Origin of the sequence: Pseudomonas migulae (assembly GCF_043225285.1) — a bacterium.
Taxonomy (GTDB): Bacteria; Pseudomonadota; Gammaproteobacteria; order Pseudomonadales; family Pseudomonadaceae; genus Aquipseudomonas; species Aquipseudomonas migulae_C.
This window is the reverse complement of the sequence record NZ_CP171224.1, coordinates 6050095-6074344: the sequence shown is the minus strand read 5'-3', so window position 1 is coordinate 6074344 and position 24250 is coordinate 6050095. Positions and strand designations below refer to the sequence as shown.

Annotated in this window: 21 protein-coding genes; 7 read left to right on the top strand and 14 right to left on the bottom strand. The window is 61.8% G+C overall.

All coding sequences use genetic code 11. The features are described from left to right. Nucleotides 1-13: 13 nt before the first annotated feature. The 3 genes from efeB to efeU form a co-directional block, all read right to left on the bottom strand. Nucleotides 14-1312 carry an iron uptake transporter deferrochelatase/peroxidase subunit gene (efeB, locus tag ACF6ZU_RS27875; protein WP_392888971.1) on the bottom strand — a complete coding sequence of 433 codons (1299 nt, stop codon included), beginning with the start codon at nt 1310-1312 and terminating at the stop codon, nt 14-16. A gap of 18 nt (nt 1313-1330) precedes the next feature. Continuing rightward, complete coding sequence (gene efeO / locus ACF6ZU_RS27870; RefSeq protein WP_392888969.1) at nt 1331-2530, bottom strand: iron uptake system protein EfeO; 1200 nt, start codon at nt 2528-2530, stop codon at nt 1331-1333. Between the two features lie 141 nt (nt 2531-2671). Beyond that, the gene (gene efeU, locus ACF6ZU_RS27865; RefSeq protein WP_392888966.1) at nt 2672-3508 is read right to left on the bottom strand and encodes an iron uptake transporter permease EfeU; all 837 of its coding nucleotides are present in this window, start codon (nt 3506-3508) and stop codon (nt 2672-2674) included. A 285-nt stretch (nt 3509-3793) separates the two neighbouring features. On the opposite strand from efeU, the gene ACF6ZU_RS27860 reads away from it, so the two are divergent. The 6 genes from ACF6ZU_RS27860 to ACF6ZU_RS27835 all read left to right on the top strand — a co-directional run bounded on the left by ACF6ZU_RS27860 (nt 3794) and on the right by ACF6ZU_RS27835 (nt 10769). Next, entirely contained in the window at nt 3794-4810 is a 1017-nt protein-coding gene (locus ACF6ZU_RS27860) for an AraC family transcriptional regulator (protein ID WP_392888964.1), read from the top strand. A gap of 263 nt (nt 4811-5073) precedes the next feature. Further along, nucleotides 5074-6738, top strand: a complete 1665-nt coding sequence (locus tag ACF6ZU_RS27855; RefSeq protein WP_392888962.1) for an AMP-binding protein — start codon at nt 5074-5076, stop codon at nt 6736-6738. Between the two features lie 16 nt (nt 6739-6754). Further along, nucleotides 6755-7516 (top strand): SDR family NAD(P)-dependent oxidoreductase, encoded by a 762-nt coding sequence (locus ACF6ZU_RS27850; protein WP_392888960.1) that lies wholly within the window; start codon nt 6755-6757, stop codon nt 7514-7516. Nucleotides 7517-7528: 12 nt separating this feature from the next. Continuing rightward, nucleotides 7529-8722 carry an acetyl-CoA C-acyltransferase gene (locus ACF6ZU_RS27845; protein WP_392888958.1) on the top strand — a complete coding sequence of 398 codons (1194 nt, stop codon included), beginning with the start codon at nt 7529-7531 and terminating at the stop codon, nt 8720-8722. A 132-nt stretch (nt 8723-8854) separates the two neighbouring features. Beyond that, complete coding sequence (locus ACF6ZU_RS27840; RefSeq protein ID WP_392888956.1) at nt 8855-9982, top strand: acyl-CoA dehydrogenase; 1128 nt, start codon at nt 8855-8857, stop codon at nt 9980-9982. Nucleotides 9983-9995: 13 nt separating this feature from the next. Next, nucleotides 9996-10769 (top strand): enoyl-CoA hydratase, encoded by a 774-nt coding sequence (locus tag ACF6ZU_RS27835; protein ID WP_392888954.1) that lies wholly within the window; start codon nt 9996-9998, stop codon nt 10767-10769. Nucleotides 10770-10953: 184 nt separating this feature from the next. Here the strand turns inward: ACF6ZU_RS27835 and ACF6ZU_RS27830 are convergent, their stop codons facing one another. The 11 genes from ACF6ZU_RS27830 to argH form a co-directional block, all read right to left on the bottom strand. After that, entirely contained in the window at nt 10954-12105 is a 1152-nt protein-coding gene (locus ACF6ZU_RS27830) for an acyl-CoA dehydrogenase family protein (RefSeq protein ID WP_392888952.1), read from the bottom strand. Nucleotides 12106-12108: 3 nt separating this feature from the next. Further along, nucleotides 12109-13215, bottom strand: coding sequence for an enoyl-CoA hydratase/isomerase family protein (locus ACF6ZU_RS27825; protein WP_392888951.1), 1107 nt, complete (start codon nt 13213-13215; stop codon nt 12109-12111). A 240-nt stretch (nt 13216-13455) separates the two neighbouring features. Then, nucleotides 13456-14151 carry an HPP family protein gene (locus ACF6ZU_RS27820; RefSeq protein WP_392888949.1) on the bottom strand — a complete coding sequence of 232 codons (696 nt, stop codon included), beginning with the start codon at nt 14149-14151 and terminating at the stop codon, nt 13456-13458. A 159-nt stretch (nt 14152-14310) separates the two neighbouring features. Next, entirely contained in the window at nt 14311-15489 is a 1179-nt protein-coding gene (locus ACF6ZU_RS27815) for an MFS transporter (protein WP_392888947.1), read from the bottom strand. A gap of 151 nt (nt 15490-15640) precedes the next feature. Then, nucleotides 15641-16990 carry an MmgE/PrpD family protein gene (locus tag ACF6ZU_RS27810; RefSeq protein WP_392888945.1) on the bottom strand — a complete coding sequence of 450 codons (1350 nt, stop codon included), beginning with the start codon at nt 16988-16990 and terminating at the stop codon, nt 15641-15643. Beyond that, complete coding sequence (locus ACF6ZU_RS27805; RefSeq protein ID WP_392888943.1) at nt 16987-17874, bottom strand: polysaccharide deacetylase; 888 nt, start codon at nt 17872-17874, stop codon at nt 16987-16989. Before ACF6ZU_RS27805 ends, ACF6ZU_RS27810 begins: the two co-directional genes overlap by 4 nt. After that, on the bottom strand, nt 17867-18715 hold the full coding sequence (locus tag ACF6ZU_RS27800; protein ID WP_392888941.1) for a polysaccharide deacetylase: 849 nt from the start codon (nt 18713-18715) through the stop codon (nt 17867-17869). Before ACF6ZU_RS27800 ends, ACF6ZU_RS27805 begins: the two co-directional genes overlap by 8 nt. A 148-nt stretch (nt 18716-18863) precedes the next feature. After that, complete coding sequence (locus tag ACF6ZU_RS27795; protein WP_392888940.1) at nt 18864-19688, bottom strand: ABC transporter substrate-binding protein; 825 nt, start codon at nt 19686-19688, stop codon at nt 18864-18866. Nucleotides 19689-19726: 38 nt separating this feature from the next. Next, nucleotides 19727-20491: an amino acid ABC transporter ATP-binding protein gene (locus ACF6ZU_RS27790; protein ID WP_338581046.1), complete on the bottom strand. Its 765-nt coding sequence runs from the start codon at nt 20489-20491 to the stop codon at nt 19727-19729. 11 nt (nt 20492-20502) lie between these two features. Then, on the bottom strand, nt 20503-21381 hold the full coding sequence (locus ACF6ZU_RS27785; RefSeq protein WP_392888937.1) for an amino acid ABC transporter permease: 879 nt from the start codon (nt 21379-21381) through the stop codon (nt 20503-20505). A gap of 163 nt (nt 21382-21544) precedes the next feature. Then, on the bottom strand, nt 21545-22972 hold the full coding sequence (gene argH / locus ACF6ZU_RS27780) for an argininosuccinate lyase (RefSeq protein WP_392888934.1): 1428 nt from the start codon (nt 22970-22972) through the stop codon (nt 21545-21547). Nucleotides 22973-23268: 296 nt separating this feature from the next. On the opposite strand from argH, the gene ACF6ZU_RS27775 reads away from it, so the two are divergent. Next, nucleotides 23269-24237, top strand: a complete 969-nt coding sequence (locus tag ACF6ZU_RS27775; protein ID WP_392888932.1) for a LysR family transcriptional regulator — start codon at nt 23269-23271, stop codon at nt 24235-24237. The last annotated feature ends 13 nt before the right edge of the window (nt 24238-24250 follow it).

Here is a 24250-nt window from a genome sequence, read left to right as displayed (position 1 = left end):
GTGTGGGGGTTATTCAGGTCGTTGTTTTTGGTTGTGTGGCATTGAGCAGCGAGCGACCGATGAAGTCCTGGTCGCCCGTGACACCCGGCAGGGTGAAGAAGTACCCGCCGCCGACCGGCTTGAGGTATTCCTCGAGCGGTTCGCCGTTGAGTCGGGTTTGCACGGTGATGAAGCCTTTTTCGAGGTCGGCCTGGTAGCAGATGAACAACAGGCCCATGTCGAGCTGGCCGTTCTTGTTCACGCCATTCGAATAGTTGAACGGCCGGCGCAAAATCAGGTTGGCCTGGGTCGCGGCGGTGCGCGGGTTGGCCAGACGGATGTGAGCGTCGAGCTTGGTCAGCTTGCCTTCCGGGTCCTTGGCGTAATCCGGAACCTCGGTTTCATGGGCACCGCCCATGGGCGCGCCGGTGCTTTTGATCCGGCCGAGAATGCTTTCCTGTTCCTGCAGTGGCGTGCGGTCCCAGCGTTCGACGAAGTTGCGGATGATCCGCACCGCCTGATAGCTGCCATTGGCGGCCCATGCCGGTTCGTCGCTGCCGGACTGGACCCAGACGATGCTGTCCATGGTCTTGTTGTCGTTGGAATCGGGGTTGGCCGAGCCGTCGCGAAAACCCAGGAAATTGCGCGCACTCTGTGCCGGCACACCCGGTTTCGCCGGGGCTTGCGGCGGCACGCTGCCTTCCTGTTTCCAGCGCACCAGCAATAGGTCCGGCAGGTTTTTCACGATGTCGCGCAGGGCGTGGATGTTGGTGTCGGTGGTGTTGGAGCAGAACTGCAGACTCAGGTCGCCGTGGCAGCAATCGGCTTCCAGCGCGTCGTTGGGGAAACCGACCATGCGCATCAATCGCTTCGGTTTCGCCTCGGCCAGGCCGAAGCGTTCGTCGAACAACGATTCGCCCACGGACACGGTGATGGTCAGGTTGTCCGGCGTGACCACCGGGCCGAGAATCCCCGAATCCACCGGCGGCAGTTTCGGATCGACCTGGGTCACCGGGCCGCCCTTCATCAAAAACGCGATGCGTTCGTTGAGCGTGCGGAACAGTCGCTCAAGGTCGGCTCGATCGCTGGCCAGCACGTCAAACGACACCAGCATGCCGGACGCCGGGCGCGGGGTGACGATGCCGCTCTGGTGCTGGCCGTGGAAATCGTGGCGGTCTTCGGTCTTGTCGCTGCTCGGCGCCTCGGTGACTTGCGCCGGGCTGGCGGCCATGGCCGGGCAGCTCAAGGCCGAACCGGCCAGGGCCACGCCAGCGGCGCCCATGCCCATCAATACCCGGCGCCGCTGGAGGTTGAATTGCTCTGAATCGTTCATCTGAATGTCGTCTTCTGCTTACAGGCCGGAAAGGCCAAGGGCGGGATCGATTCCGTCGAGTGCGTCGGCCAGTGCCTTGGCCTTGTCGGCAATCTGCTTGCGCTGTTCGGCGCTGACCGTGTCGTAGCTGGCGTAGCCGTTATCTACCTTGAAACCGTTGAGTTCGGCATCGAGACTGGCAACGGCGCTGTCGATACTCGGCAGCAGCTCGGCGGCGGACTTGGTCAGCAGCGGACGCAACAGGTCGACGACTTTGCGCGCCGCTTCGAGGTTGCCGGCGAAACCGTTCAGGTCGGTGTGGCTGTAGCGTTCTTCTTCACCGCTGCTGGCGCGCACGTCGCCGAGGTTATTGAGGTTGCGCACCACGATGCTGACCAGTTGTTCCGGCGGCAGTGATTGCGCGAGCAGTTGTTGCTTGAGCGCGGTGACGTCGGTCAGCAGTTGCTGGGCGACTGGTGTCAGGCCGTCGAGGTTGCGTTGCTGGAACAGTGCGAACTCAAGGCGATGGAAACCCACGAAGCCCGGGTCCTGCTCGCGCTTTTCAAAGTAATCGGCACGGGCGTTGATCGTGTTGTCCAGTTCCGCCAGGCGTTGGGTGGCCGGGGCGATGCGTTGGTAGGCGCTGCGGGCCGGAACGTACAACGCTTGCGCCTGGCTCAGGTCACCAGCTTCGATGGCTTGCTCAAGCGCAGTGACCGCTTTGATCAGCGCAGTGCTCTGGCTGCTGAGGTAAACACGGAACTCCGACAACGGCCCGACGAAGGCCACCATCGAGGGTTTGGCTTTGGCGGCGGCATTGGACGCCGCCGTTGGCGTGACGTGCAGCGTGCCGCGCGGGTTGCTCAGCAGGCCGCAGGTGATTGCGTAATCGCCGGGCAACAGGTTGGCGTTGATCACCTGGCTCAGGCCGGGCGCGATGTTTTCCCGTTCTTCGACCACCAGCACGCCGTCGAGGATTTCCCATTCAACGGCCCGGTCCGAACGGTTGACGATGCGGAAACTGGCGCGACCGGCCGGCACCGTCAGCGCGTTCGGTTCGCAGCTGTGCGGGTGAATGGTCACCAGCACTTCGTCGTGGTTGGTCTGACGCTTGGCCGCAGCCATTTTCGAGGCGTAGTAGAACAGGCCGCCGGCGGCGATCATCACGATCACCGAACCGGCCACTGCCCAGCGCAAGGCGCGGGGAGGGGAGGCCTGAGGAGGGGCTTGATTTGGCATGGGTGCCCTTACTGACTGGAAAAAAATTCATTTGCGTACGCCCCTCTGTAGGAGCGTGCTTGCTCGCGATGGTCGTTAACGATTACGCGGGATGCCTGACACCCCGCGGCGCTCTCGGGTCTTTCGCGAGCAGGCTCCCTCCTACAGGGGGACGGAAGAGGATTGCTTGGCGGGTGCCGGCGCCGGGAGAAAAAACATCACCAGCGCCACCACCAGGTAAATCAAATAGGCACCCAGGGTGCTGACCGTCGGCGCATCCTGATACCCGAACATGCCGGCCAGCACCGAGCCCAGTGGCCCGTCCATCGGCAGCGTCGCGCTGAAGTCGAACAACACGGTTTGCAGGTGGTTCCACACGCCAGCTTCATGCAGTGCCTGCACCGAGTTGGCGAGAATGCCGGCCGCGACCACGAGGATGAACAGCCCGGTCCAGCGAAAGAACGCGCCGAGGTTCAGGCGCATGCTACCGGTGTAGATGAGGAAGCCGACGATGATCGCCAGGATCAGGCCGAGCAGGGCACCGATTGGCGCGCCCGGGCCTTCGCTTTGCTGGAACACGGCGAGCAGGAAGAACACCGTCTCCAGACCTTCCCGGGCCACGGCGAAAAACACCATGGCGATCAGCGCGGTGACCTGGTGTTTGGAACCGGTCAGTGCATGATCGAGGGATACATGCAGCGAATGCTTGATCGAACGCGCCACCTTGCGCATCCAGAACACCATGGAACTGAGGATGCCAACGGCGACCAGGCCTACCACGCCTTCGAACAGTTCCTGCTGTTTCTGCGGGAATTCAGCGCTGACCAGCTCCAGGCCGCCACCCACCAGCAGGGCCAGTGCCGCGGCGAGAAACACGCCGATCCACACAGCGGGCATCCATTGGCCGCGGCCGGTTTGCTGCAGGTAGCTGGCGATGATGCCAACGATCAAGGCGGCTTCAATGCCTTCGCGCAGCATGATCAGAAAAGGAACAAGCATTCAGCACCGTGTCGAAAACAGATAGGGTGCTAATTTGTAACATAATGACACTCATTCCCAAATGGCAATCATTGACATTTACCTGAACCTAAGCTGAACAACCCTCAACATCACCGATATCCTCGGTGGGAGCGAGCCTGCTCGCGAAAGCGGTTCATCATTCAACAGTTGTGTTGGCAAATGCTCCGTCATCGCGAGCAGGCTCGCTCCCACAAGGGGATCTGCGCCATGCTGATGGCTGCGCTAATATGCCCACCACTCAAACAACAGGGCACACCCCGCGCAATGTCGGAAAAAGACACCATCTCCATTCAACTGGTGCGTGAAGCGCTGTTGCAAAGTTGCGCCCCGGGCGCTGCCACCGATGAGGTGTTGAACAAGGTCGGGATCGATCCGGCATTTCTGGAAACCCCAGACGCCCGCGTCCCGGCCACGGCTTATGCGCGTTTGTGGCGGTTGCTGGCCCGGCGAGGCGATGACGAATTTTTCGGCATGGACCCGCGCAAGCTCAAATCCGGCAGCCTGGCGTTTCTGTGCCGCAGCTCGATGGTCCAGCCGAGCCTGGCCGCTGGCCTGACCTCGGGGCTGGCGTTTCTGTCATTGATGCTCGAACACCTGCCTGCGCAGCTGGTGCGCCAGCAAAGCCTCGCGGAAATCGTGTTGCTGGAAGACGACCAGGACCCGCGCCGCGCCTTCACCTATTTCACCTACTGGATGATCGTTCACGGCGTGGCCTGCTGGCTGGCGGGGCGGCGGATTCCGATCCTGGCCATTGAGTTGCGTTGCCCGGCGCCGGATTTTTGCGCGGACTATCAGGTGATGTTTTCCGAGAACCTGCGTTTCGACCGGCCCCGCACGCGGATGATCTTCGCGGCCGACTGCCTGGATTTGCCGATCAAGCGCAGCGCTGAAGAACTCAAGCGTTTCCTGGCCCATGCACCGGCGAACATTCTGGTGAAGTATCGCGATCCGGAAAGTCTGGCCAGCCGCATCAAGCAGGACCTGCGGCAGTTGCCCGCCGAGCGATGGCCGGAAACCGAGCCGCTGGCCCAGCAACTGTGCATGTCCGCGTCGACCTTGCGCCGGCGCCTGGCGGAAGAAGGGCAGACGTATCAAGGCCTCAAGGACAGCGTGCGCAAGGAACTGGCCATCGTCTGGCTGGCTGAGCCGAGTATCAGCTTCGCCGAGATCGCCACGCGGCTGGGGTTTGCCGATGCGAGTTCGTTCTACAAGGCGTTTCGCAAGTGGTCGGGGTCGAATCCGGGGCATTACCGGAGTTTGATTCTGACCGAGGCGAGCTGATCCGGGTTTTGTGGCGATTGGGCTGCCGCCATCGCCAGCAAGCTGGCTCCTACAGGGGATCGCATTTCAAACTGTAGGAGCCGGCTTGCTGCGGGCGGCGTTCCGACGATGGCGTACGTACAGGCACCACCGTCCAAAACCTTGGCCAAACCAGTCAGACAACTTGATAGCTTTGACCATTGCCCCACCCCCCGCGCAGAGCGAGTATTTCCCTGATAGTTACGGTTCCCCCAACCTAATAAAAATATCGAGGGATTCTGGCAATGCGCGATTACTTGTCTGCCACGTCACAGTTCAATTATCAGCACACCGTCGACGCCGCACTCGCGGGCAACCTGACGGCCCTCAATGCCTGCGTCGAGTGTTGCGACCGGCATGCGTTGCCTGGGCGCATCGCGTTGTTCTGGGAGGGGCGCGATGGCACCAGCGCGACGTACACCTTCAGCGACCTGCAGGACAAAGCCGCGCGTTTCGCCAATTTCCTCCTGGCCCAGGGCGTGCAAAAAGGCGACAAGGTCGCCGGCCTGCTGCCACGCAATATCGAACTGTTGATCACCGTGTTCGCCGCCTGGCGCATCGGTGCGGTGTACCAGCCGTTGTTCACCGCGTTCGGCCCCAAAGCGATCGAACACCGCTTGAGCAGCTCCGGCGCGAAAGTGGTGGTGACCGACGCGGTCAACCGCTCGAAACTGGCCGAAGTCGCCGATTGCCCGACCATCGTCACCGTCGGTGGCGCGAAGGGCCAGGGCATCGTTCGTGGCGACTTCAGTTTCTGGGCCGAACTGGCCAATTATTCTGCCGACTGCACCCCCGTGCTGCTGACCGGCGAGGATCCGTTCCTGCTGATGTTCACCTCGGGCACCACCGGCCCGTCGAAAGCACTGTCGGTGCCGCTGAAAGCCATCGTCGCCTTCCAGAGCTACACCCGTGACGCCGTGGACCTGCGTCCGGAAGACGCCTTCTGGAACGTCGCCGATCCAGGTTGGGCCTACGGCATCTATTTCGGCGTCACCGGGCCGATGGCCATGGGGCATCCGATCACCTTCTACGATGGCCCGTTCACCCTCGAAAGCACCTGCCGGGTGATCAACAAATACGGGATCACCAACCTCACGGGTTCGCCGACCGCCTACCGACTGCTGATTGCCGGTGGCGACGAGTTCGCCAAGTCGATCAAGGGCAAGCTGCGCATCGTCAGCAGCGCCGGTGAACCGCTGAACCCGGAAGTGATCCGCTGGTTCGCCGACAACCTCGGCGTGGTGATTCACGACCATTACGGCCAGACCGAACTGGGCATGGTCCTGTGCAACCACCATGGCCTCGATCACCCGATCCACATGGGCGCTGCCGGTTTCGCCTCGCCGGGTCATCGCATCGTGGTGCTGGACGACGACTATCAGGAACTCGGTGTCGGCCAGCCCGGCATCCTCGCCATCGACCGCACCCAGTCGCCGATGTGCTGGTTCGGTGGTTATGAAGGCGCGCCGACCAAGGCTTTCGTCGGCAACTATTATCTGAGTGGCGACACCGTCGAATGGAACCCGGACGGCAGCATCAGCTTCGTTGGTCGCAGTGACGACGTGATCACCACGTCCGGCTACCGCGTCGGCCCGTTCGATGTGGAAAGCGCATTGATCGAGCACCCGGCCGTGGTTGAGGCGGCCGTGGTCGGCAAACCCGATCCGGAGCGCACCGAACTGGTAAAAGCCTTCGTGGTGCTCAGCGCGCAATACCGTGCCGCGCCCGAGTTGGCCGAAGAGTTGCGCCAACACGTGCGCAAGCGTCTGGCCGCGCACTCGTACCCCCGTGAAATCGAATTTGTCAGCGAGTTGCCGAAAACCCCAAGCGGCAAATTGCAGCGCTTTATCTTGCGCAACCAGGAAATCGCCAAGGCTCAAGAGGCCGCAGCGAAGAACGTTTCAGCTTGAATCCAAGGAAACAATGATGCAGATCGAAAACAAGGTTTTTCTCGTCACCGGCGGTGCCTCCGGGCTCGGTGCGGCCACGGCTGAAATGCTGGTCGCGGCCGGTGCCAAAGTGATGTTGGTGGACATGAACGCCGAGGCGGTCGCGGCCCAGGCAGCTCGCCTCGGCGCGCAAAGCGTAGTCGCAGACATCAGCAACGAAACGGCGGCCGAAGCGGCGGTGCAGGCGACGGTGAAAGCCTTCGGTGGCCTCAACGGTCTGGTGAACTGCGCTGGCATCGTGCGCGGCGAGAAGATCCTTGGCAAAAACGGCCCGCACGCCCTGGCCAGTTTCAGCCAGGTAATCAACGTCAACCTGATCGGCAGTTTCAACATGCTGCGCCTGGCGTCAGCGGCCATCGCCGAATCCGAGCCGGACGCGGATGGCGAGCGCGGCTTGATCATCAACACCGCATCCGCCGCGGCTTACGACGGCCAGATCGGCCAGGCGGCCTATGCGGCATCGAAAGGCGCGATTGTCAGCCTGACCTTGCCCGCCGCCCGCGAACTGGCGCGCTTCGGCATCCGCGTGATGACCATCGCCCCGGGCATTTTCGAAACGCCGATGATGGCCGGCATGACCCCGGAAGTCCGTGACTCCCTGGCCGCTGGCGTGCCATTCCCGCCACGTCTGGGCAAACCGGCCGAGTACGCGCAGCTGGTCCGGCATATCATTGAAAACAGCATGCTCAATGGCGAGGTGATCCGTCTCGACGGTGCCTTGCGCATGGCCGCCAAGTAAGGAGGATTTGTCATGAGCCTTTCCAACGATCCAATCGTCATCGTCAGCGCCGTCCGCACCCCGATGGGCGGTTTCCAGGGCGAACTGAAAAGCCTGACCGCACCGCAACTGGGTGCTGCGGCGATTCGCGCCGCCGTCGAGCGTGCCGGTGTCGCGCCGGACGCGGTTGAAGAAGTGCTGTTCGGTTGTGTGCTGCCCGCCGGTCTCGGCCAGGCCCCGGCCAGACAGGCCGCACTGGGCGCCGGGCTGGATAAATCGACTCGCTGCACCACCCTGAACAAGATGTGCGGCTCCGGCATGGAAGCGGCGATCCTGGCCCACGACATGCTGATCGCCGGCAGCGCCGACGTGGTGGTGGCCGGTGGCATGGAAAGCATGTCCAACGCGCCGTACCTGCTGGACCGCGCCCGCAGCGGTTATCGCATGGGTCACGGTCGTGTGCTCGATTCCATGTTCCTCGACGGCCTGGAAGACGCCTACGACAAAGGCCGCCTGATGGGCACCTTTGCCGAAGATTGCGCTGAAACCAACAGCTTCAGCCGCGAAGCCCAGGATGCCTTTGCCATCGCTTCGACCACCCGCGCCCAGCAGGCGATCAAGGACGGCTGCTTCAAGGACGAGATCGTGCCGCTGACCGTGACGGTCGGGAAAGAGCAGGTGGTGATCAGCAACGATGAACAACCACCGAAAGCCAAACTGGACAAGATCGCTTCGCTGAAACCGGCGTTCCGCGAAGGTGGCACGGTCACGGCGGCGAACTCCAGTTCGATCTCCGACGGTGCGGCGGCGCTGGTCCTGATGCGCCGTTCCGAAGCCGACAAGCGTGGCCTGAAACCGCTGGCGGTGATTCATGGTCACGCGGCATTCGCCGACACCCCGGGCCTGTTCCCGGTGGCGCCGATCGGCGCGATCAAGCGCCTGATGAAGAAAACCGGCTGGTCGCTGAATGACGTGGACCTGGTGGAAGTCAACGAAGCCTTCGCCGTGGTCGGCATGGCTGCGATGACCCATCTGGAAATCCCCCACGAGAAACTCAACGTGCACGGCGGCGCTTGCGCACTGGGCCACCCGATCGGCGCGTCCGGCGCGCGGATCCTCGTGACCCTGCTCTCGGCCCTGCGCCAGAAAGGCCTGAAACGCGGCGTTGCGGCGATCTGCATTGGCGGCGGCGAAGCCACGGCCATGGCCGTGGAATGCCTGTACTAGGGCGAACGCAGTCCCGAGGTGGGAGCGAGCCTGCTCGCGATGGAGTGTCAGCTACATGTGTGCCACCTGACACACCTTCGCGAGCAGGCTCGCTCCCACAGGTTTTGCGCTTCTACAAATTAAGGATTTGCCATGATTCCCAATGACGAACAACTGCAGATCAGCGAAGCCGCCCGGCAGTTTGCCCAGGAGCGGCTGAAACCGTTCGCCGCCGAGTGGGATCGCGAACACCGGTTTCCCAAGGAAGCCATCGGCGAAATGGCCGAGCTGGGCTTCTTCGGCATGCTCGTGCCGGAGCAGTGGGGCGGTTGCGACACCGGTTACCTGGCGTACGCCATGGCCCTGGAAGAAATCGCCGCCGGCGATGGCGCCTGCTCGACCATCATGAGCGTGCACAACTCGGTGGGTTGCGTGCCGATCCTCAACTACGGCAACGACGATCAGAAAGAGCGCTTCCTCAAACCCTTGGCCAGCGGCTCGATGCTCGGCGCATTCGCCCTGACCGAACCCCAGGCCGGTTCGGACGCCAGCGGCCTGAAAACCCGCGCGCGCCTGGAAGGCGATCACTACGTGCTCAACGGCTGCAAACAGTTCATCACCTCCGGGCAGAACGCCGGTGTGGTGATTGTGTTTGCGGTGACGGACCCGAGCGCTGGCAAACGCGGGATCACCGCGCTGATCGTGCCCACCGATTCGTCGGGCTACAAAGTCGCCCGTGTCGAAGACAAACTCGGCCAGCACGCCTCCGACACCTGCCAGATCCTGTTCGAAGACGTCAAAGTGCCGGTGGCCAACCGGTTGGGCGAGGAGGGTGAAGGTTACCGGATCGCCCTGGCCAACCTTGAAGGCGGCCGTGTCGGCATCGCTTCGCAAGCGGTGGGCATGGCCCGTGCCGCGTTCGAAGCGGCCCGGGATTACGCCCGTGAACGCGAGAGTTTCGGCAAGCCGATCATCGAGCATCAGGCCGTTGCGTTCCGCCTGGCGGACATGGCGACCCAGATCGCCGTCGCCCGGCAGATGGTGCATTACGCGGCGGCGTTGCGTGATAACGGCAAACCCGCATTGGTCGAAGCCTCGATGGCCAAGCTGTTCGCCTCGGAAATGGCCGAAAAGGTCTGCTCGGCGGCATTGCAAACCCTCGGCGGTTACGGTTACCTGAACGACTTCCCGCTGGAGCGGATCTACCGCGACGTGCGGGTATGCCAGATCTACGAAGGCACCAGCGATATTCAGCGCATGGTCATTTCGCGCAGTCTTTAAGAAGGAGTCTCTTGTGAGTTACGAAACGATTTTGCTGGAAACCCGTGGCCGTGTCGGCCTGATCACCCTGAACCGTCCGCAGGCGCTGAACGCGTTGAACGCGCAGATCGTCAGCGAACTGAACCACGCCCTCGATGGCCTGGAAGCCGACTCGAACATCGGTTGCATCGTGCTGACCGGCTCGAAAAAAGCCTTCGCCGCCGGTGCCGACATCAAGGAAATGGCCGAGCTGACCTACCCGCAGATCTACCTCGACGATCTGTTCAGCGACAGCGACCGCGTGGCCAACCGCCGTAAGCCGATCATCGCGGCGGTCAACGGTTTTGCCTTGGGCGGCGGCTGTGAGCTGGCACTGATGTGCGACTTCATCCTGGCTGGCGACAACGCGAAGTTCGGCCAGCCGGAAATCAACCTCGGCGTGTTGCCTGGCATGGGCGGCACCCAGCGCCTGACCCGCGCCGTCGGCAAGGCCAAGGCCATGGAAATGTGCCTTAGCGGGCGCCTGATCGATGCGGTGGAAGCGGAACGTTGCGGGATCGTAGCGCGGATCGTGCCGGCCGATGAGTTGCTGGACGAAGCGTTGAAAGTGGCCGCGCTGATTGCCAGGAAGTCCTTGCCGATTGCGATGATGGTCAAGGAAAGCGTAAACCGCGCGTTTGAAGTGAGCCTGTCCGAAGGCGTGCGTTTTGAACGCCGGGTGTTCCATGCGGCGTTTGCGACGCAGGATCAGAAGGAAGGGATGGCGGCGTTTATTGCCAAGCGTGAGGCGGAGTTCGTCGGTAAGTAATCCGGCGTTTGCAATGACGCCATCGCGAGCAGGCTCGCTCCCACAGGTGAAATGCGTTCCACTGTAGGAGCGAGCCTGCTCGCGAAAAACCTGAGGCCACCGTGGTGTTTCAGGTTCCCCGCGTCATCGTTGACGACCATCGTCGGAACGCCGCCCGGAGCAAGCTCGCTCCTACAGCAGGGTGTCACACCAGATAGTTTTTCAGTTCGCGGGCAATCACCATCCGCTGAATCTCGCTCGACCCTTCATAAATCTGCGTAATCCGCGCATCCCGGTAGTAACGCTCCACCGGGTAATCCTCCAGATACCCGTACCCGCCATGAATCTGCATCGCTGACGAGCAGACCTTCTCGGCCATTTCCGAAGCGAACAGCTTGGCCTGCGAGGCCTCCGACAGACACGGCTTGCCCGCACTGCGCAGCCGCGCCGCGTGCAGGATCATCAACCGTGCAGCGTTGAGTTGCATGTGCATGTCGGCCAGCAGGTTGGCGATGCTCTGGTGCTCGATGATCGGCTTGTCGAACTGCACGCGGCCACGGGCGTAATCCAGCGCGGCTTCGAAGGCCGCACGAGCAATTCCCAAGGCCTGCGCGGCGATGCCGATGCGTCCGCCTTCAAGGTTGGAAAGGGCGATCGCCAGGCCTTTGCCACGCTCGCCCAACAGGTTGGCTTCGGGGATGGTGCAATTGCTCAGGGTCACCGCGCAGGTGTCGGAGGCGCGGATGCCCATCTTGTGTTCGGTGCGGTCAACGATGAAGCCGGCGGTCTCGGTTGGCACCAGAAACGCCGAGATGCCGCGCTTGCCCAGATCCGGATCGGTCACGGCAAACACGATGGCCAGTTTCGCCCGCTTGCCGTTACTGACGAATTGCTTGGCGCCGTTGATCACCCACTGGCCGTCGCGCAATTCGGCGCGGGTGCGCAGGTTGTGCGCCTCGGAACCGGCTTGCGGCTCGGTCAGGCAAAAGCAGCCGATGGTCTGACCGCTGGCCAGGCCCGGCAACCAGGTCTGTTTCTGTTCTTCCGTGCCGTAGTTCAGCACCGGCCCGCAGCCCACGGAATTGTGGATGCTCATCAGCGCACCCGTGGCGCCGTCACCGGCGGAAATCTCTTCCACTGCCAGGGCGTAGGCGACGTAGTCAAGGTAAGTGCCGCCCCATTCTTCGGGCACCACCATGCCCAGCAGGCCCAGTTCCCCCATCTTCGCCACCAGAGCGTCGTCGATCCAGCCGGCTTTTTCCCAGGCTTGGGCGTGGGGCGCGATTTCGCCACGGGCAAAGTCCCGGGCCATGTCGCGGATCATGACTTGCTCTTCACTCAATTCGATATCGTGCATGGCTCAGCTCCCGCTCCGGTCAAACCCTGTGAAGAAACTCGCGATGTGCCCGGCGTCCAGCGTCTGCAAGGTCGGCGGGTTCCAGCGCGGGGTCTTGTCTTTGTCGATCAGCAAGGCGCGCACGCCTTCGATCAGGTCGCCGCGCTCGAACCACTGGCGGTCCAGATGCAGTTCGAGGGCGAAGCAGTCTTCCAGGCCCAGGTGCCGACCGCGGCGCAACATTTCCAGGGTCACGGCCATGGCCAGCGGCGAACGGCTTTGCAGCAGATCCGCCGTGGCGGTCGCCCATTCATGGCTGTCGGCAACCGTCACTTCACGCAGTTGCTCAACAATACTCGGCACGTCGGGCAGGGCGAAGAAGTGATCGATGGCCGGGCGCAGCGCTTCGAGTGGCGCGTCCGGGAGTTGTTGCACGGCGAGTTTGGCCAGCAGGCCTTGGAGGTCTTTCAGCGGCGTGTCGCGCCATTCCAGTTGATCGAGCTTTTCGTCCAGCGCGGTCAGTTTATTGCTGTCCAGGTACCAGTCCGCCAGCCCGCAATACAGCGCGTCAGCCGCGCGGATCTGTACGCCGCTGACGCCCAGGTAAATGCCCAGCTCGCCCGGAATGCGCGGCAGGAAGTAACTGCCGCCAACGTCCGGGAAATAACCGATGCCCACTTCCGGCATCGCCAGACGGCTCTTCTCCGTGACCACCCGCAGATCGGCGCCTTGCACCAGGCCCATGCCGCCACCGAGGACAAAACCGTCCATCAAGGCCAGCACGGGTTTGCGGTAATGGTGAATGGCGAGGTCGAGGGCGTATTCCTCGACGAAGAAATCTTCGTGCAGCGTGTCGCCGCTTTTGAAGCTGTCGTAGAGCGAACGAATGTCGCCACCGGCGCAGAAGGCCTTTTCACCAGCGCCGCGCAACACCACCGCGTGGACCTGTGAATCCTGTGCCCAGGCGTCGAGCTGGCGCTGCAGCTGGCGGACCATGTCCAGGGTAATGGCGTTGAGACCGGCGGGGCGATTGAGGGTCAGGTGACCGATGTGGTTGCGGACCTCGGCCAGCACTTCATTTTGCGTGGCATCCATGGACGAAGTCGCCTTCGATGAAACCTGAGCAGTCATCACTAACTCCCTGCTTTTATTGTTCTTTATAGAGAAGCTCGCGCGCGAGCGATGCAGGATCGTAACAGTGCAAATTTGCCGAGTACAACCGGGATATGTGCAGGCTCTATCTGCATTTTTGCAGTATTTCTGTAGGAGCGAGCCTGCTCGCGAAAACCGTGAACGATAACGCGTAAATCCAGATACCCTGCGGCGCCATTCGTTTTTTCGCGAGCAGGCTCGCTCCTACAGAAAAGCGGGTCAGGCACTACGGCTCAGGACTTCGCTGATGCTACGGCGCTTGGCGTGCAATTCACTGGCATGAATCAGCTGCTCAAGGTCTTCCGGCGTGACGTCGAAGAAGGCCTCCATGTCCGCCAAGGCCAGTTTCAAATCTGCGGCGGTGATGGCCTGGCTGTCGGCCGGGGGCATGAGTGGTGCGGGTTCGGCGGGGCGTTTCGGGTAACGGATGCGCGTCAGGTTGTTGTAGGCCAGGGCGCTGAACAGCATGGTCGCAGCGCCGAGCATCACCGGCTCCATGGCTTTCCAGTCCAGGGCGATGGTGGCCGGATCTGCCAGCACCAGCGTCAGGGCCAGGGCGCCGGCCGGTGGATGCAGGCAGCGCAACCAGCACATCAAGATCAGCGCCATGCCCGCCGCGAGGCACGCGCTGCCAAGGGTGCGGCCAAGGACGTGGGCGACCAGCAAGGCGATCACCCCGGCGCTCAAGTAACCGCCGAGTATCGACCAAGGCTGTGCCAGCGCGCCGGAGGACACCGCAAACAGCAAAACAGCCGAGGCTCCCAACGGCCCGATCAAGTGCTGGGCGACTTCAATGCCAAAAACCTGGGAACAGAGCCAGACGCTGAACAGCGTGCCCAGCGCCATGCCAATGGCGGCGCGGCTCCATTCCGAGGGGCGGGTGTTGACGGCGGCGGGTAACCAGCGAGCGAGCATTTGGCGAGCGATCCGTAGAAAAAACCGAGGCAAAAAAAAGGCTTAGCTGGGATACCCAGAAAGCCCTTGAAGGTGTTCCCACTATTGGGGGAGGAACGAGGCACAGTGTGCCGTTCATTCCTTATGCTGACAAATTCATATTAATGCAGTTTGAGTGCATTATTTTTGCTGTAAAGCCACCCGACGCCCACTCAGAAAGCACAGGCACCCGCCCATGGCCGTGAGCGCGCTCAAGGCGTAGAACATGGTCGGCGCTGGAGTGTGCATCAGCAGGAACCCGCAGATCACTGGACTCAGCGCACCGCCCAGCGCCGCCAGGTTCTGCGCCCCGTAGTAGCTGCCGCGCAATTCTTCCGGGGCCAGGGTGTCGACGAAGAGGAATTCGGCGGGGTAAATGATCATTTCGCCGAGGGTGAAAATGAACATCGCCACGCACCACGACACCAGGCTATCGGCCAGGCTGAAACCGATCAGGCCGAGGATGAACAGGCTGGTGCCGCCGGCAATCCAGTAACGCAATTGTTCCCGCTTGAGAAAACGGCCGATCTGGTATTGCAGCAGGATCACGCTGATGGCGTTGCAGGCGAGCAGGGCGGCCATGGTTTCCAGTGCGCGTTTGGAATCCTGGGTCACCAGCAGGTATTGCGACAGGTACAGGGTGAACCGTCCGTGGACCACGGTGCTGAGCAGGCAGCCGCAGGTGAACATGATCAACGTGCGGTCGTTTTTCAGGGTGATCAGGGTTTTCAGGAAACTCTGTGGCTGACCGATGGCTGGCGTCTGGGCTGAATCCCTGGGGATGCCGCTCATCAGGAATATGCTGAAGAACGCAATGGCGCCGGCGATCAGGAATGGCGCAATCGGGTATACCCCGGCAATCACCACGCCGAGCATCGGGCCGGTGGCGTAGCCGATGTTGGTCAGGGTGTAGCGCAGGGAAAACGCCTTGGCGCGCTGGCCCATGGGCAGGTTTTCGCTGAGGATCGCCTTCGAGCCGATCAGGAACAGCGCCGAGGCGGTTTCGGTGATCACCAGCGTGAGGGTGGTCAGGTACAGGTTTTCGGCGAAGGTCAGCAGCACGAAACCGATGGCGCTGGAGAGCATGGCCAGGATCAGCAATCGGCGCTTTTCCAGGCGGTCGATGATGTAGCCGCCGTAGAGCGCAAGCAAGGTCGCGATGAACACCGCGATGCCCAGTAGCAAGCCAACGTCCTGTTGGTTGAGGCCAAGCTTGTTGCTCAGGAACAAGGTGAGCAACGGGCTGGTGATGGCGCGGCTGACGACGATGGTCAGCGAAACGATCATCAGACGGCGGATAACGAGCGAGTAAGTGGCCACGGGGGGGCAAATGTCCTTATTCAGATTTCAGGGTGTTCGGCGATGTAGCGAATCGCGCCCAATCGCGAGCAGGCTCGCTCCCACATTTGGAATGCGTTCCCCTGTGGGAGCGAGCCTGCTCGCGATTGGGTCAGATCAGTCACCGCAATACTCAACTCAACCACCGATCCAGCACAGCAACCGATTCCAGCTGTTCCAACCGCCACAACTGCCCGACCAATTCTTCAGCCTGCAACCTCGGCATCACCCGCACCGCCAGACTGAAAAACTTCTGCTCCAGCACGGCATCGCTCAACGGATTGCCCGGCGCACCCAAGGGCGGATCGACACACAGACTCGCCTGCCGACCGTCCAACGTCCGCACGCTCACTATCGGCTCGCCATCCTCTGACAGTTGCGAGTTCACTTCAAGGCGAATGCGCGCCAGCCAATGGCCAATCCGGGGATCCACGCGCTGTTCATCGTCATAGGCTTCCAGCCGGCAATGGCCATGCACCAATCGCGCGGCAAGGGCGTACGGCAAGCTCATCTGCGCCGCTGCCAGCGTGCTGACGTCCTGGCCGCCGCACATGTCCTGCAGGAATCCGCACAGCGACACCTGAATGTCCTCGACCTGACTGGCGTTCACCTCAAGTTGTTCGAGCAACAAGCCCAACGCGTCGATGGCCGAGTGGGTGCCACGGCATGACGCGTAAGGCTTGATCGAACAGCGGGCGAGTTTCCATACGCTCCCGAGATCGGCGTCCAGTGCTTCTGGCTGGGCAGTCTCAACCGCTAATGTCTTGAGAAACCCGCCCCAGACATCATCGAACAGTTGCGTCGGCCCGGTTATGCCTTGCTGCGCAAACCGCGCCGCGAGCAATCCACCTTCGGCGGCCCGACCGCTGTGCAGTTTTTTACTCTGCGAGCCATCGTGGATGAACGCCCACAAACCACCGCTGAAACTGCCGGCGATGCCGAGTGCCGAGCGCAGTTGCCCGGCGTTCAAACCAAGGATGCGAGCACTCGCGGCTGCCGCGCCAAACACGCCGCAGGTTGCGGTGGAATGCCAGCCGGCGCCGTTGTGCGCCGAGTAACCGCCACAGGCTTCGAGCACACGGCGGCCGACTTCGTAACCGATGACCACCGCGGTGATGAACTCACGACCACTGACGGGCCGCGCGGACATTGACACCGCCGCCATCACCGCCGGCAACACCACGGCGCCGGAATGATCGCAACCGCCGGTGTCATCCAGTTCCAACGCATGGGCCGCGACACCGTTGAGCATCGCCGCCTGAGCGGCGCCGACCTGCAGGTCCGTGCCCCAGACCCGCGAGTGACCGGTTTCGCCCTCGAATACCCGGCGCGCCTGTTTCGCCACATCGCTGTCAGCCCCGGCCAGCGTCGCGCCAAAGGTGTCGAGGATGTGCCGTTTTGCTTGTGCAACCAGCGCCGGTGGCAAGTCTTCAAATCGTGTGTCGACGCAAAACTGCGCCAGCCGCTGCAAGCGTTCGGTCATAGTAGGTAGTCCCGATAGTGCCGTTCGTACACCGACGCCGGATGGTCCTCGGTCACAGGCGAGGCGGAATCAGCCCACCATTGGGCGACGTCGGCACCGGTGGCGATCCACACGTCGTCGTGTTGCTGGATGCTCTGGAGCAGCTCGCGCAACACGCCGATTCGTCCGGGTGTGGCAATGATCTCCGGGTGCAGGCGAAGGACGTAACACAAGCCGAAGCGGTGAAACCCGGCGAAGTCCATTTGCAGGTTGCCCAGGGTGTGGCTGTAAGAGGCAATCCGCGATTGCGCCGGCGGCACCGCCGGGCTCAGGTTGAAGGCGAAGTAGGGTTCGTCTTCCAGCTCGTAGTGCAACGGCAGTTCGATCACCTCAGGCGCGGTGGGATGAGCGAACGGCAGATCGTCGCCGCGCCAGGACGACGACCAGCGAATGCCTTGGTCGCGCAAGGCCTCGATGAACCCCGGCGCACCGTTGCCGGCGGGAACGCGGAACCCCGTCGGGCGTTGCCCGGTCAGCGCGGTCAAGGCGTCGCAGCCACGGGCGATTTCCGCCGTCTGCTGCGCCAGATCTAAGGTGTCGTAATCCTGGTGACGATACCCGGCACAGGCAATTTCATGCCCGCCGGCCTGAATGGCGCGGATGTGCCCGGGGTTTTCCTCGGCGACGATGCCGGGGACAAACCAGCTGCTGGCAACCCCCAGTTCCTCGAACAAACCCAGCAGGCGGTCGACGCCGCGTTGGGTGCCGTAGCGCCAGACCGACAGGGTCTTGTCGCGCCCGGCGACTTCCGGGGCCTGGGTGAGAATGCCGTGGATGTCGTTGTAGTCGACGGTCACCACCACGGCGCAGCGGTAGCCTTTGGGCCAGAGAATGGATTCAGCCATGGTGATGCTCCTTCAGCCACCACTGGGCAACGTCGCGGCACGTGGCGAACCACACGTCTTCCCGTTGACGCATGTGTTCAAAGAGTTTTTCCAGCAGCAGGATGCGCCCCGGTTTGCCGGTGATCTTGGGGTGGAACAGGGTGGTCAGGCACAAGCCTTCGTCCATGGCGCCGTCGTATTCGCGGCACCAGTTGTCCAGGGTCAGTTCATAACTGGCGGTGCGATCGAGTCCGGAAGGGAAATTCGGCGCGCGGGTGTAGGCGAGGGAGGCGTAATCGTCCATCTCCCAGCGACCGGGGATTTCCACCAGCGGCGTGTCGAAACCCGGCACGTTGACCAGGTACGGCCGGTCGTCGCCGCGCATGCTGCTGGAATAGGTGACACCGGCTTCCACCAGCATCCCCGGGGTCTCGGCGCGCCAATCGCCGGACGGCGTGCGGAAACCTTCGGCGCGGATGTTCAGGTGCTTCCAGAACACCTCGCGGGATTTCTTCATCACGTCCTTCTGCTGGTCCAGCGTCAGGGCGTAAAAGGATTCGTGTTTGTAGCCGTGGTACGCCACCTCATGCCCGCGTTCGACGATCGCCTGGCATTGCTTCGGCCAGTTCTCCACGACCCAGGCCGGGACGAAGAACGTGGTCGGAATGCGGAACGCGTCGAGCAGATCTAGCAGCCGCGGCAGCGCACGGTAAGGGCCGTATCCGCCAAAACCGAAGTACTCGGGCTTGTGCCAGATCGAGCCGTTGAGCATCGCATCGCCTGTCGGGCCATCGAGGTCGAAGGCCAGGGCGAGGCAGGCCTTGTGCGGGCCGGGCCAGGTGGGTTGAAGTGAGGAGGACATCAGGGTGCTCCGTATCTAAATGTCGAAACGCAACCTGTAGGAGCCGGCTTGCCGGCGATAGCGGTGTGTCAGGCACCATCAATGCTGATTGATGCGCCGCCATCGCCAGCAAGCTGGCTCCTACAGGGATGTGTTCATACCGAGAGAATTATTTCCCGGCGTTGATCGTTACGGTCTTGATCGCACCCAGCTCCAGGTCCCACTTCTTCAGGATGGTCTGGTAGCTGCCGTCATCGATCATGCTCTGCAACGCGACTTTCACCGCTTCAGTCAGCTCAGGCTTTTTCTTGCTCACGCCCAGCCCGGTGAACTGCGAGGAAATCGGCAGGCCCACGGTCTTGTACATGTCCTTTTCCTGGGTCTTGAGGTACGGCAGGGTTTCGCTGCCTTGCATCGCCGCATCGATACGGCTCTGACGCAGTTGCGCACGGGCATCCGCCGAACCTTCAGTACCGATTACCACGATGGCCGGTTTGCCGGCGGCTTCGCAGTTTGTCTTGCTCCACTCGGCGATTTCCGCCGGGAAGGTGGTGCGGCGGCTGGTGCCGACTTTCTTGCCGCACAGGTCGGTGATTTCGTTGGTGTCCTTGTTTTTCTGCAAGGTGTAGAACTGCGGACCGCTGGTGAAGTAGTCAACGAAGGTCACGCTGGCCTGACGCTCGGCGGTGTCGGTCATGCCCGAAAGCACCATGTCGACGCGGTCAGTGGTGAGCGCGTTGATCATTTGCTCGAAGCCGGTTTCCTGCCATTTGATCTTCACGCCCAGACGTTCGGCCAGGGCATTGCCCAGGTCAACGTCCAGGCCAGTCAGCGTGTTGGTGGCCGGGTCCTTGAAATCCATCGGCGGGTAGTTCGGCATGATCGCGACGACGATCTCGCCCTTGGCCTTGATGCTGGCCGGCAATTCGGCGGCGAAGCTGACGCTGGAGGCCATCAGGCCTGCGAGTACTGCTGGGATTACGAAGTTCTTCATGGTCGTTCTCTTATGAGTGTTGTTACGCCAGCCGGCGCTTAGGTTCGAACGGCAGAAATGAAGCTTTGGGTGCGTGGGTTTTGCGGACTTATTAGTATTTCTTCGGGGCTTCCTGCCTCCACGATCTGCCCACCGTCCATGAACACCATGCGGTTGGAAACCTCACGGGCGAAGCCCAGTTCATGAGTGACGACGATCATGGTCATGCCGGTTTGCGCGAGGTCGCGCATCACCGACAGCACCTCTCCGACCAGTTCCGGGTCGAGTGCCGAAGTGGGTTCATCGAACAGCATCAGCTTGGGACGCATGGCCAGGGCACGGGCAATGGCGACACGTTGCTGCTGACCACCCGACAGTTCGATCGGGTAGCTGTTGCGCTTGTCGGCCAGGCCGACGCGGGCGAGCAGTTCCAGGGCTTCTTCATGCGCCTCTTTGGGCGAACGCTTGAGCACCTGGCACGGCCCTTCGATGATGTTTTGCAGCACAGTCATGTGCGGGAACAGGTTGAAACGCTGGAACACCATGCCGGTGGACAGGCGTTGCCGGGCGATCTGCGACTCGTTGAGTTCGTGCAGCTTGTTGCCGACGACGCGGTAGCCCACCAGCTCGCCATCCACCCAGAGGCCGCCCTTGTCGATCTTTTCCAGTTGGTTGACGCAGCGCAGCAAGGTGCTTTTGCCGGAGCCGGACGGGCCGATGATGCACAGCACTTCGCCTTGCTCGACCTCGATGTTGACGTCCTTGAGGGCGTGGAACTGGTCGTAATACTTGTTCAGGCTGACGGCCTTGACGATGCTTCTCATGTTCGACTCCCTCAAGAACGCTTGCCAGCGCCGCGAGCGAATCGACGCTCCAGACGGCTTTGACCAAAGGACAGCACGGTGACCGTGGCCAGGTACCAGATGCCCGCGACAATCAGCAATTCCATCACCCGGGCGTTGGCGTAGTAGATGTTCTGGGCGTTGTAGAGCAGTTCCGAATACTGGATGACGCTCGCCAGCGAGGTCATTTTCACCATGCCGATGAATTCGTTGCCGACCGGCGGAATGATCACCCGCATGGCCTGGGGCAGGATGATCCGGCGCAGTGCCTGCAGGCGCGGCATGCCGATCGACTTGGCCGCTTCGTACTGCCCGGTGTCCACCGACAGCAGGCCGGCGCGCACCACTTCGGCGGTGTAGGCGCCCTGGTTGATGCTCAGGCCGAGGAGGGCGGCGACAAAGGGCGTCATCAGGCTGACCGTATCGATTTCGGCCACGCCAGGAATACCGATGGTGGGGAAAATCAGCGCGAGGTTGAACCACAACAGCAGTTGCAGGATCAGCGGCGTACCGCGGAACAGCCAGGTGTAGGTGACCGCCACGTAGCGCAGGATCGGGTTGGCCGACATGCGCATGATCGCCGTGATCACCCCGAACACAATGCCCAGCGCCATCGCCAGCACGGCCATGACGATGGTGTTGAGCAGGCCCCACATGATCGCCTGGGAGGTGAGGAACTGGCCGATGTAAGACCATTCGATCTTGCCTTCGGCGAAGGCCCGCACCAGGCCGATGATCGCGATGACGATCACCGTGGCGAAAAAGATCCGCCCGTAATAGCGCCGTGGCACGTGATCGTACTGGGTGATATCGAACTGGTTTTCCGCCAGTTTGCGCTCCGCCTGGAGTCGTTCTGCCTGGGTCTGGCTCATGTTGTTTCTCCGTACACTTCTTTTCGGGTCAAACACGGACCCACTGTAGGAGCCAGCTTGCTGGCGATGGTCGTCAACGATAACGCTGGGAACCTGACACCCCGTGGTGGTCTCGGGTCCATCGCCAGCAAGCTGGCTCCTACAGGGGCGGGTTGTGTTTGATTCAGAGGCGGAAGCCCTGATAGTTCTCGGTCCATGCGTGTTGCGCGGCGAGGGCGGTCTTCAGCCGGCCAATCTGCTCGCGCACCTGTTGCGGCGCGGTACCGCCCCAGCCACTGCGGGCAGCGATGGCGGCTTCGAGGGTCAGGCTGTCGCGCACTTCCGGGGTCAGGCGCAGATCGATCTCGGCCAACAGCGCCGGCGAGGCTTCCCACAACTCGATGTCGTGTTTCTCACAGGCCTGGACCAGTGCGCCGGTGATTTCATGGGCTTCCTTGAACGGCACGCCGCGCACCGCCAGCCAGTCGGCCACTTCGGTGGCCAGGGTGAAGCCGAGCGGTGCCTGACGACGCAGCTCTTCCACGTTGACCTTCATGGTCGCGACCATCCCGGCCATGGCGGGCAGCACCAGCAGCAAGGTGTCGACGCTGTCGAGCACGCCGTTCTTGTCTTCGCTCAAATCGCGGTTGTACGACAGCGGCAGGGATTTCAGCGTGGAAAGCAGCCCGGTGAGGTTGCCGATCAGGCGACCCGCCTTGCCCCGCGCCAGTTCGGCGATGTCCGGGTTTTTCTTCTGCGGCATGATCGAGCTGCCGGTGGCGTAGGCATCGTCCAGTGCGACCCAGCGAAATTGCCGTGAGGACCACAGGCAGAATTCTTCGGCAAGGCGCGAAATGTTGATCCCGAGCATGCTGGCGATAAACAGGAACTCGGCGACGTGATCGCGGCTGGCCACGGCGTCGATGGAGTTTTCGCAGACACCGGCGTAACCCATTTCCTTGGCCGACTGTTGCGGCAGGCGTGCAATGGCGGAACCGGCCATGGCCGCTGCGCCCAGTGGCGACAGCGAGGTGCGATTGTCCCAGTCGACCAGGCGCTGCACGTCGCGCAGCATCGATTGGGCGTGGGCCAGCAAGTGGTGAGCAAAAACGATCGGCTGGGCCTGTTGCAGGTGAGTGAAACCGGGGCAGATGCTTTCGATGTGCTGTTCGGCCTGATCGACCAGCGCTTGCTGCAAGGCCAGCACTTCGACGGCGAGGGTGCGGACGTGATCACGCAGGAACAGACGCAGGTCGTTGGCGGTCTGGTCGTTGCGCGAACGGCCGGCGCGCAGCTTGCCGCCCAATGGGCCGAGGCGTTCGGTCAGCAGGCGCTCGATGAAGGTGTGGACGTCTTCGTCGTCGAGGGTCGGCGCAATGCTGCCGGCGCGGAAGTCGTCACCGATGCGCTGCAGCGCGTCGAGCATGGTCTGGGTTTCCTGCTCGCTCAACAGCCCGGCGCGTTGCAGTTCACGGGCATGAGCCTTGGAGCCGGCGAGGTCGTACGGGGTGAGGCGGAAGTAGCGCTCAGGGCAACGGGACAGGGCCGCCAGGGCTTCGGACGGGCCGCTTTTGAAGCGTGCTCCCCAGAGACGGTCGGTGGTTTGAGACATTGTTGTTTTCCTCGTCGGTAAAGCGAACTGAAATTGATGTGCAGAGCCGGGAATACCCGCCGGAAATCATTCGGGCGTGGTTCGGCCTAAGCAGTTTTCAAGAGGGCAGTTGCGAAGTGACTGGAGCTGATCGAAGTGTCAGCTTTTAGTAGTGCGAAATCAGTGAGTTGGCACTGAAGTGCGGGAATTATTAACGGTTGCCAAGCCTGGTTTTCTGTGTTCATTATTATTGGCCAGCTATGTTTTTGTTGTTGGACACAGGTTGTTGAATAGCGCGCCAGAGGTAAATAAGCATTATGGAAACTCCACTTTCCAATTCCGGAAACCCGGCGCCGAAAACGGTGCAGCGGGCGCCACTGGCCCTCAGCGGGCTGGATTTCAAACTGCTCAAAGTGTTCAAGGCCGTGGTCGAGGCTGGCGGTTTCAGCGCGGCGCAGAATGAGCTGAATGTGGGATTGGCCGCCATCAGCAAACAGATCTCCGACCTCGAGATTCGCATCGGCATGCGTCTGTGCACCCGAGGCCGGGAGGGCTTTCACCTGACCGAAGAAGGTCGCCTGGTGTATCAGGCGTCGATTGATTTATTTGCCTCGGTCGACAACTTTCGCGACCGGCTTAGTTCTGCGCAGAACGAACTTATTGGCGACCTTGGCGTAGGTGTAATCGACAATACGATATCCGATCCTAATTCCCCGTTAGTTGCAGCGCTTAGAAGAATCAATGAAGAGTCGCCGAAAGTAAGGTTTCAACTTCAGGCGTCACAACTGGATGAAGTGGAAAGAGGCGTTGTCGAGGGGCGATTAGTTGCCGGTATTGTGCCGGTGTATCAGAAGCGCGAAGAGTTCGATTATTACGCGCTGTATGAAGAACGCTCGGAAGTTTACTGTGCGATCGGCCATCCGTTGTTCTCGTTGCCGGACGCGGAAATCGGCAGTCATGTGCTCAAGGATTACGAGTGCATCAACCACCGTTACGCGATCCATCGCGACAAGCTGAACTTTGCCCGATACGACAGCTTTTCCGCCTCGGCGACCCAGGTGGAAGCCGTGGCGCTGCTGATCAAGACCGGGCGTTTCGTAGGTTTTCTACCGCAGCATTACGCCGCCTCGATGGTCGCCCAGGGACAACTCCGGGCGGTGCGTCCGGACCTGATTCACATCAGCACCCCGTTCAACCTGATCCTGCGGCACAACACCGTGCGCAGCCCGCTGGTGAAGGCGTTTGCCCAGGCGTTGGGCGTTGATTTGAAAGCCCAGGTCAACTAACGGACTGCCTTCA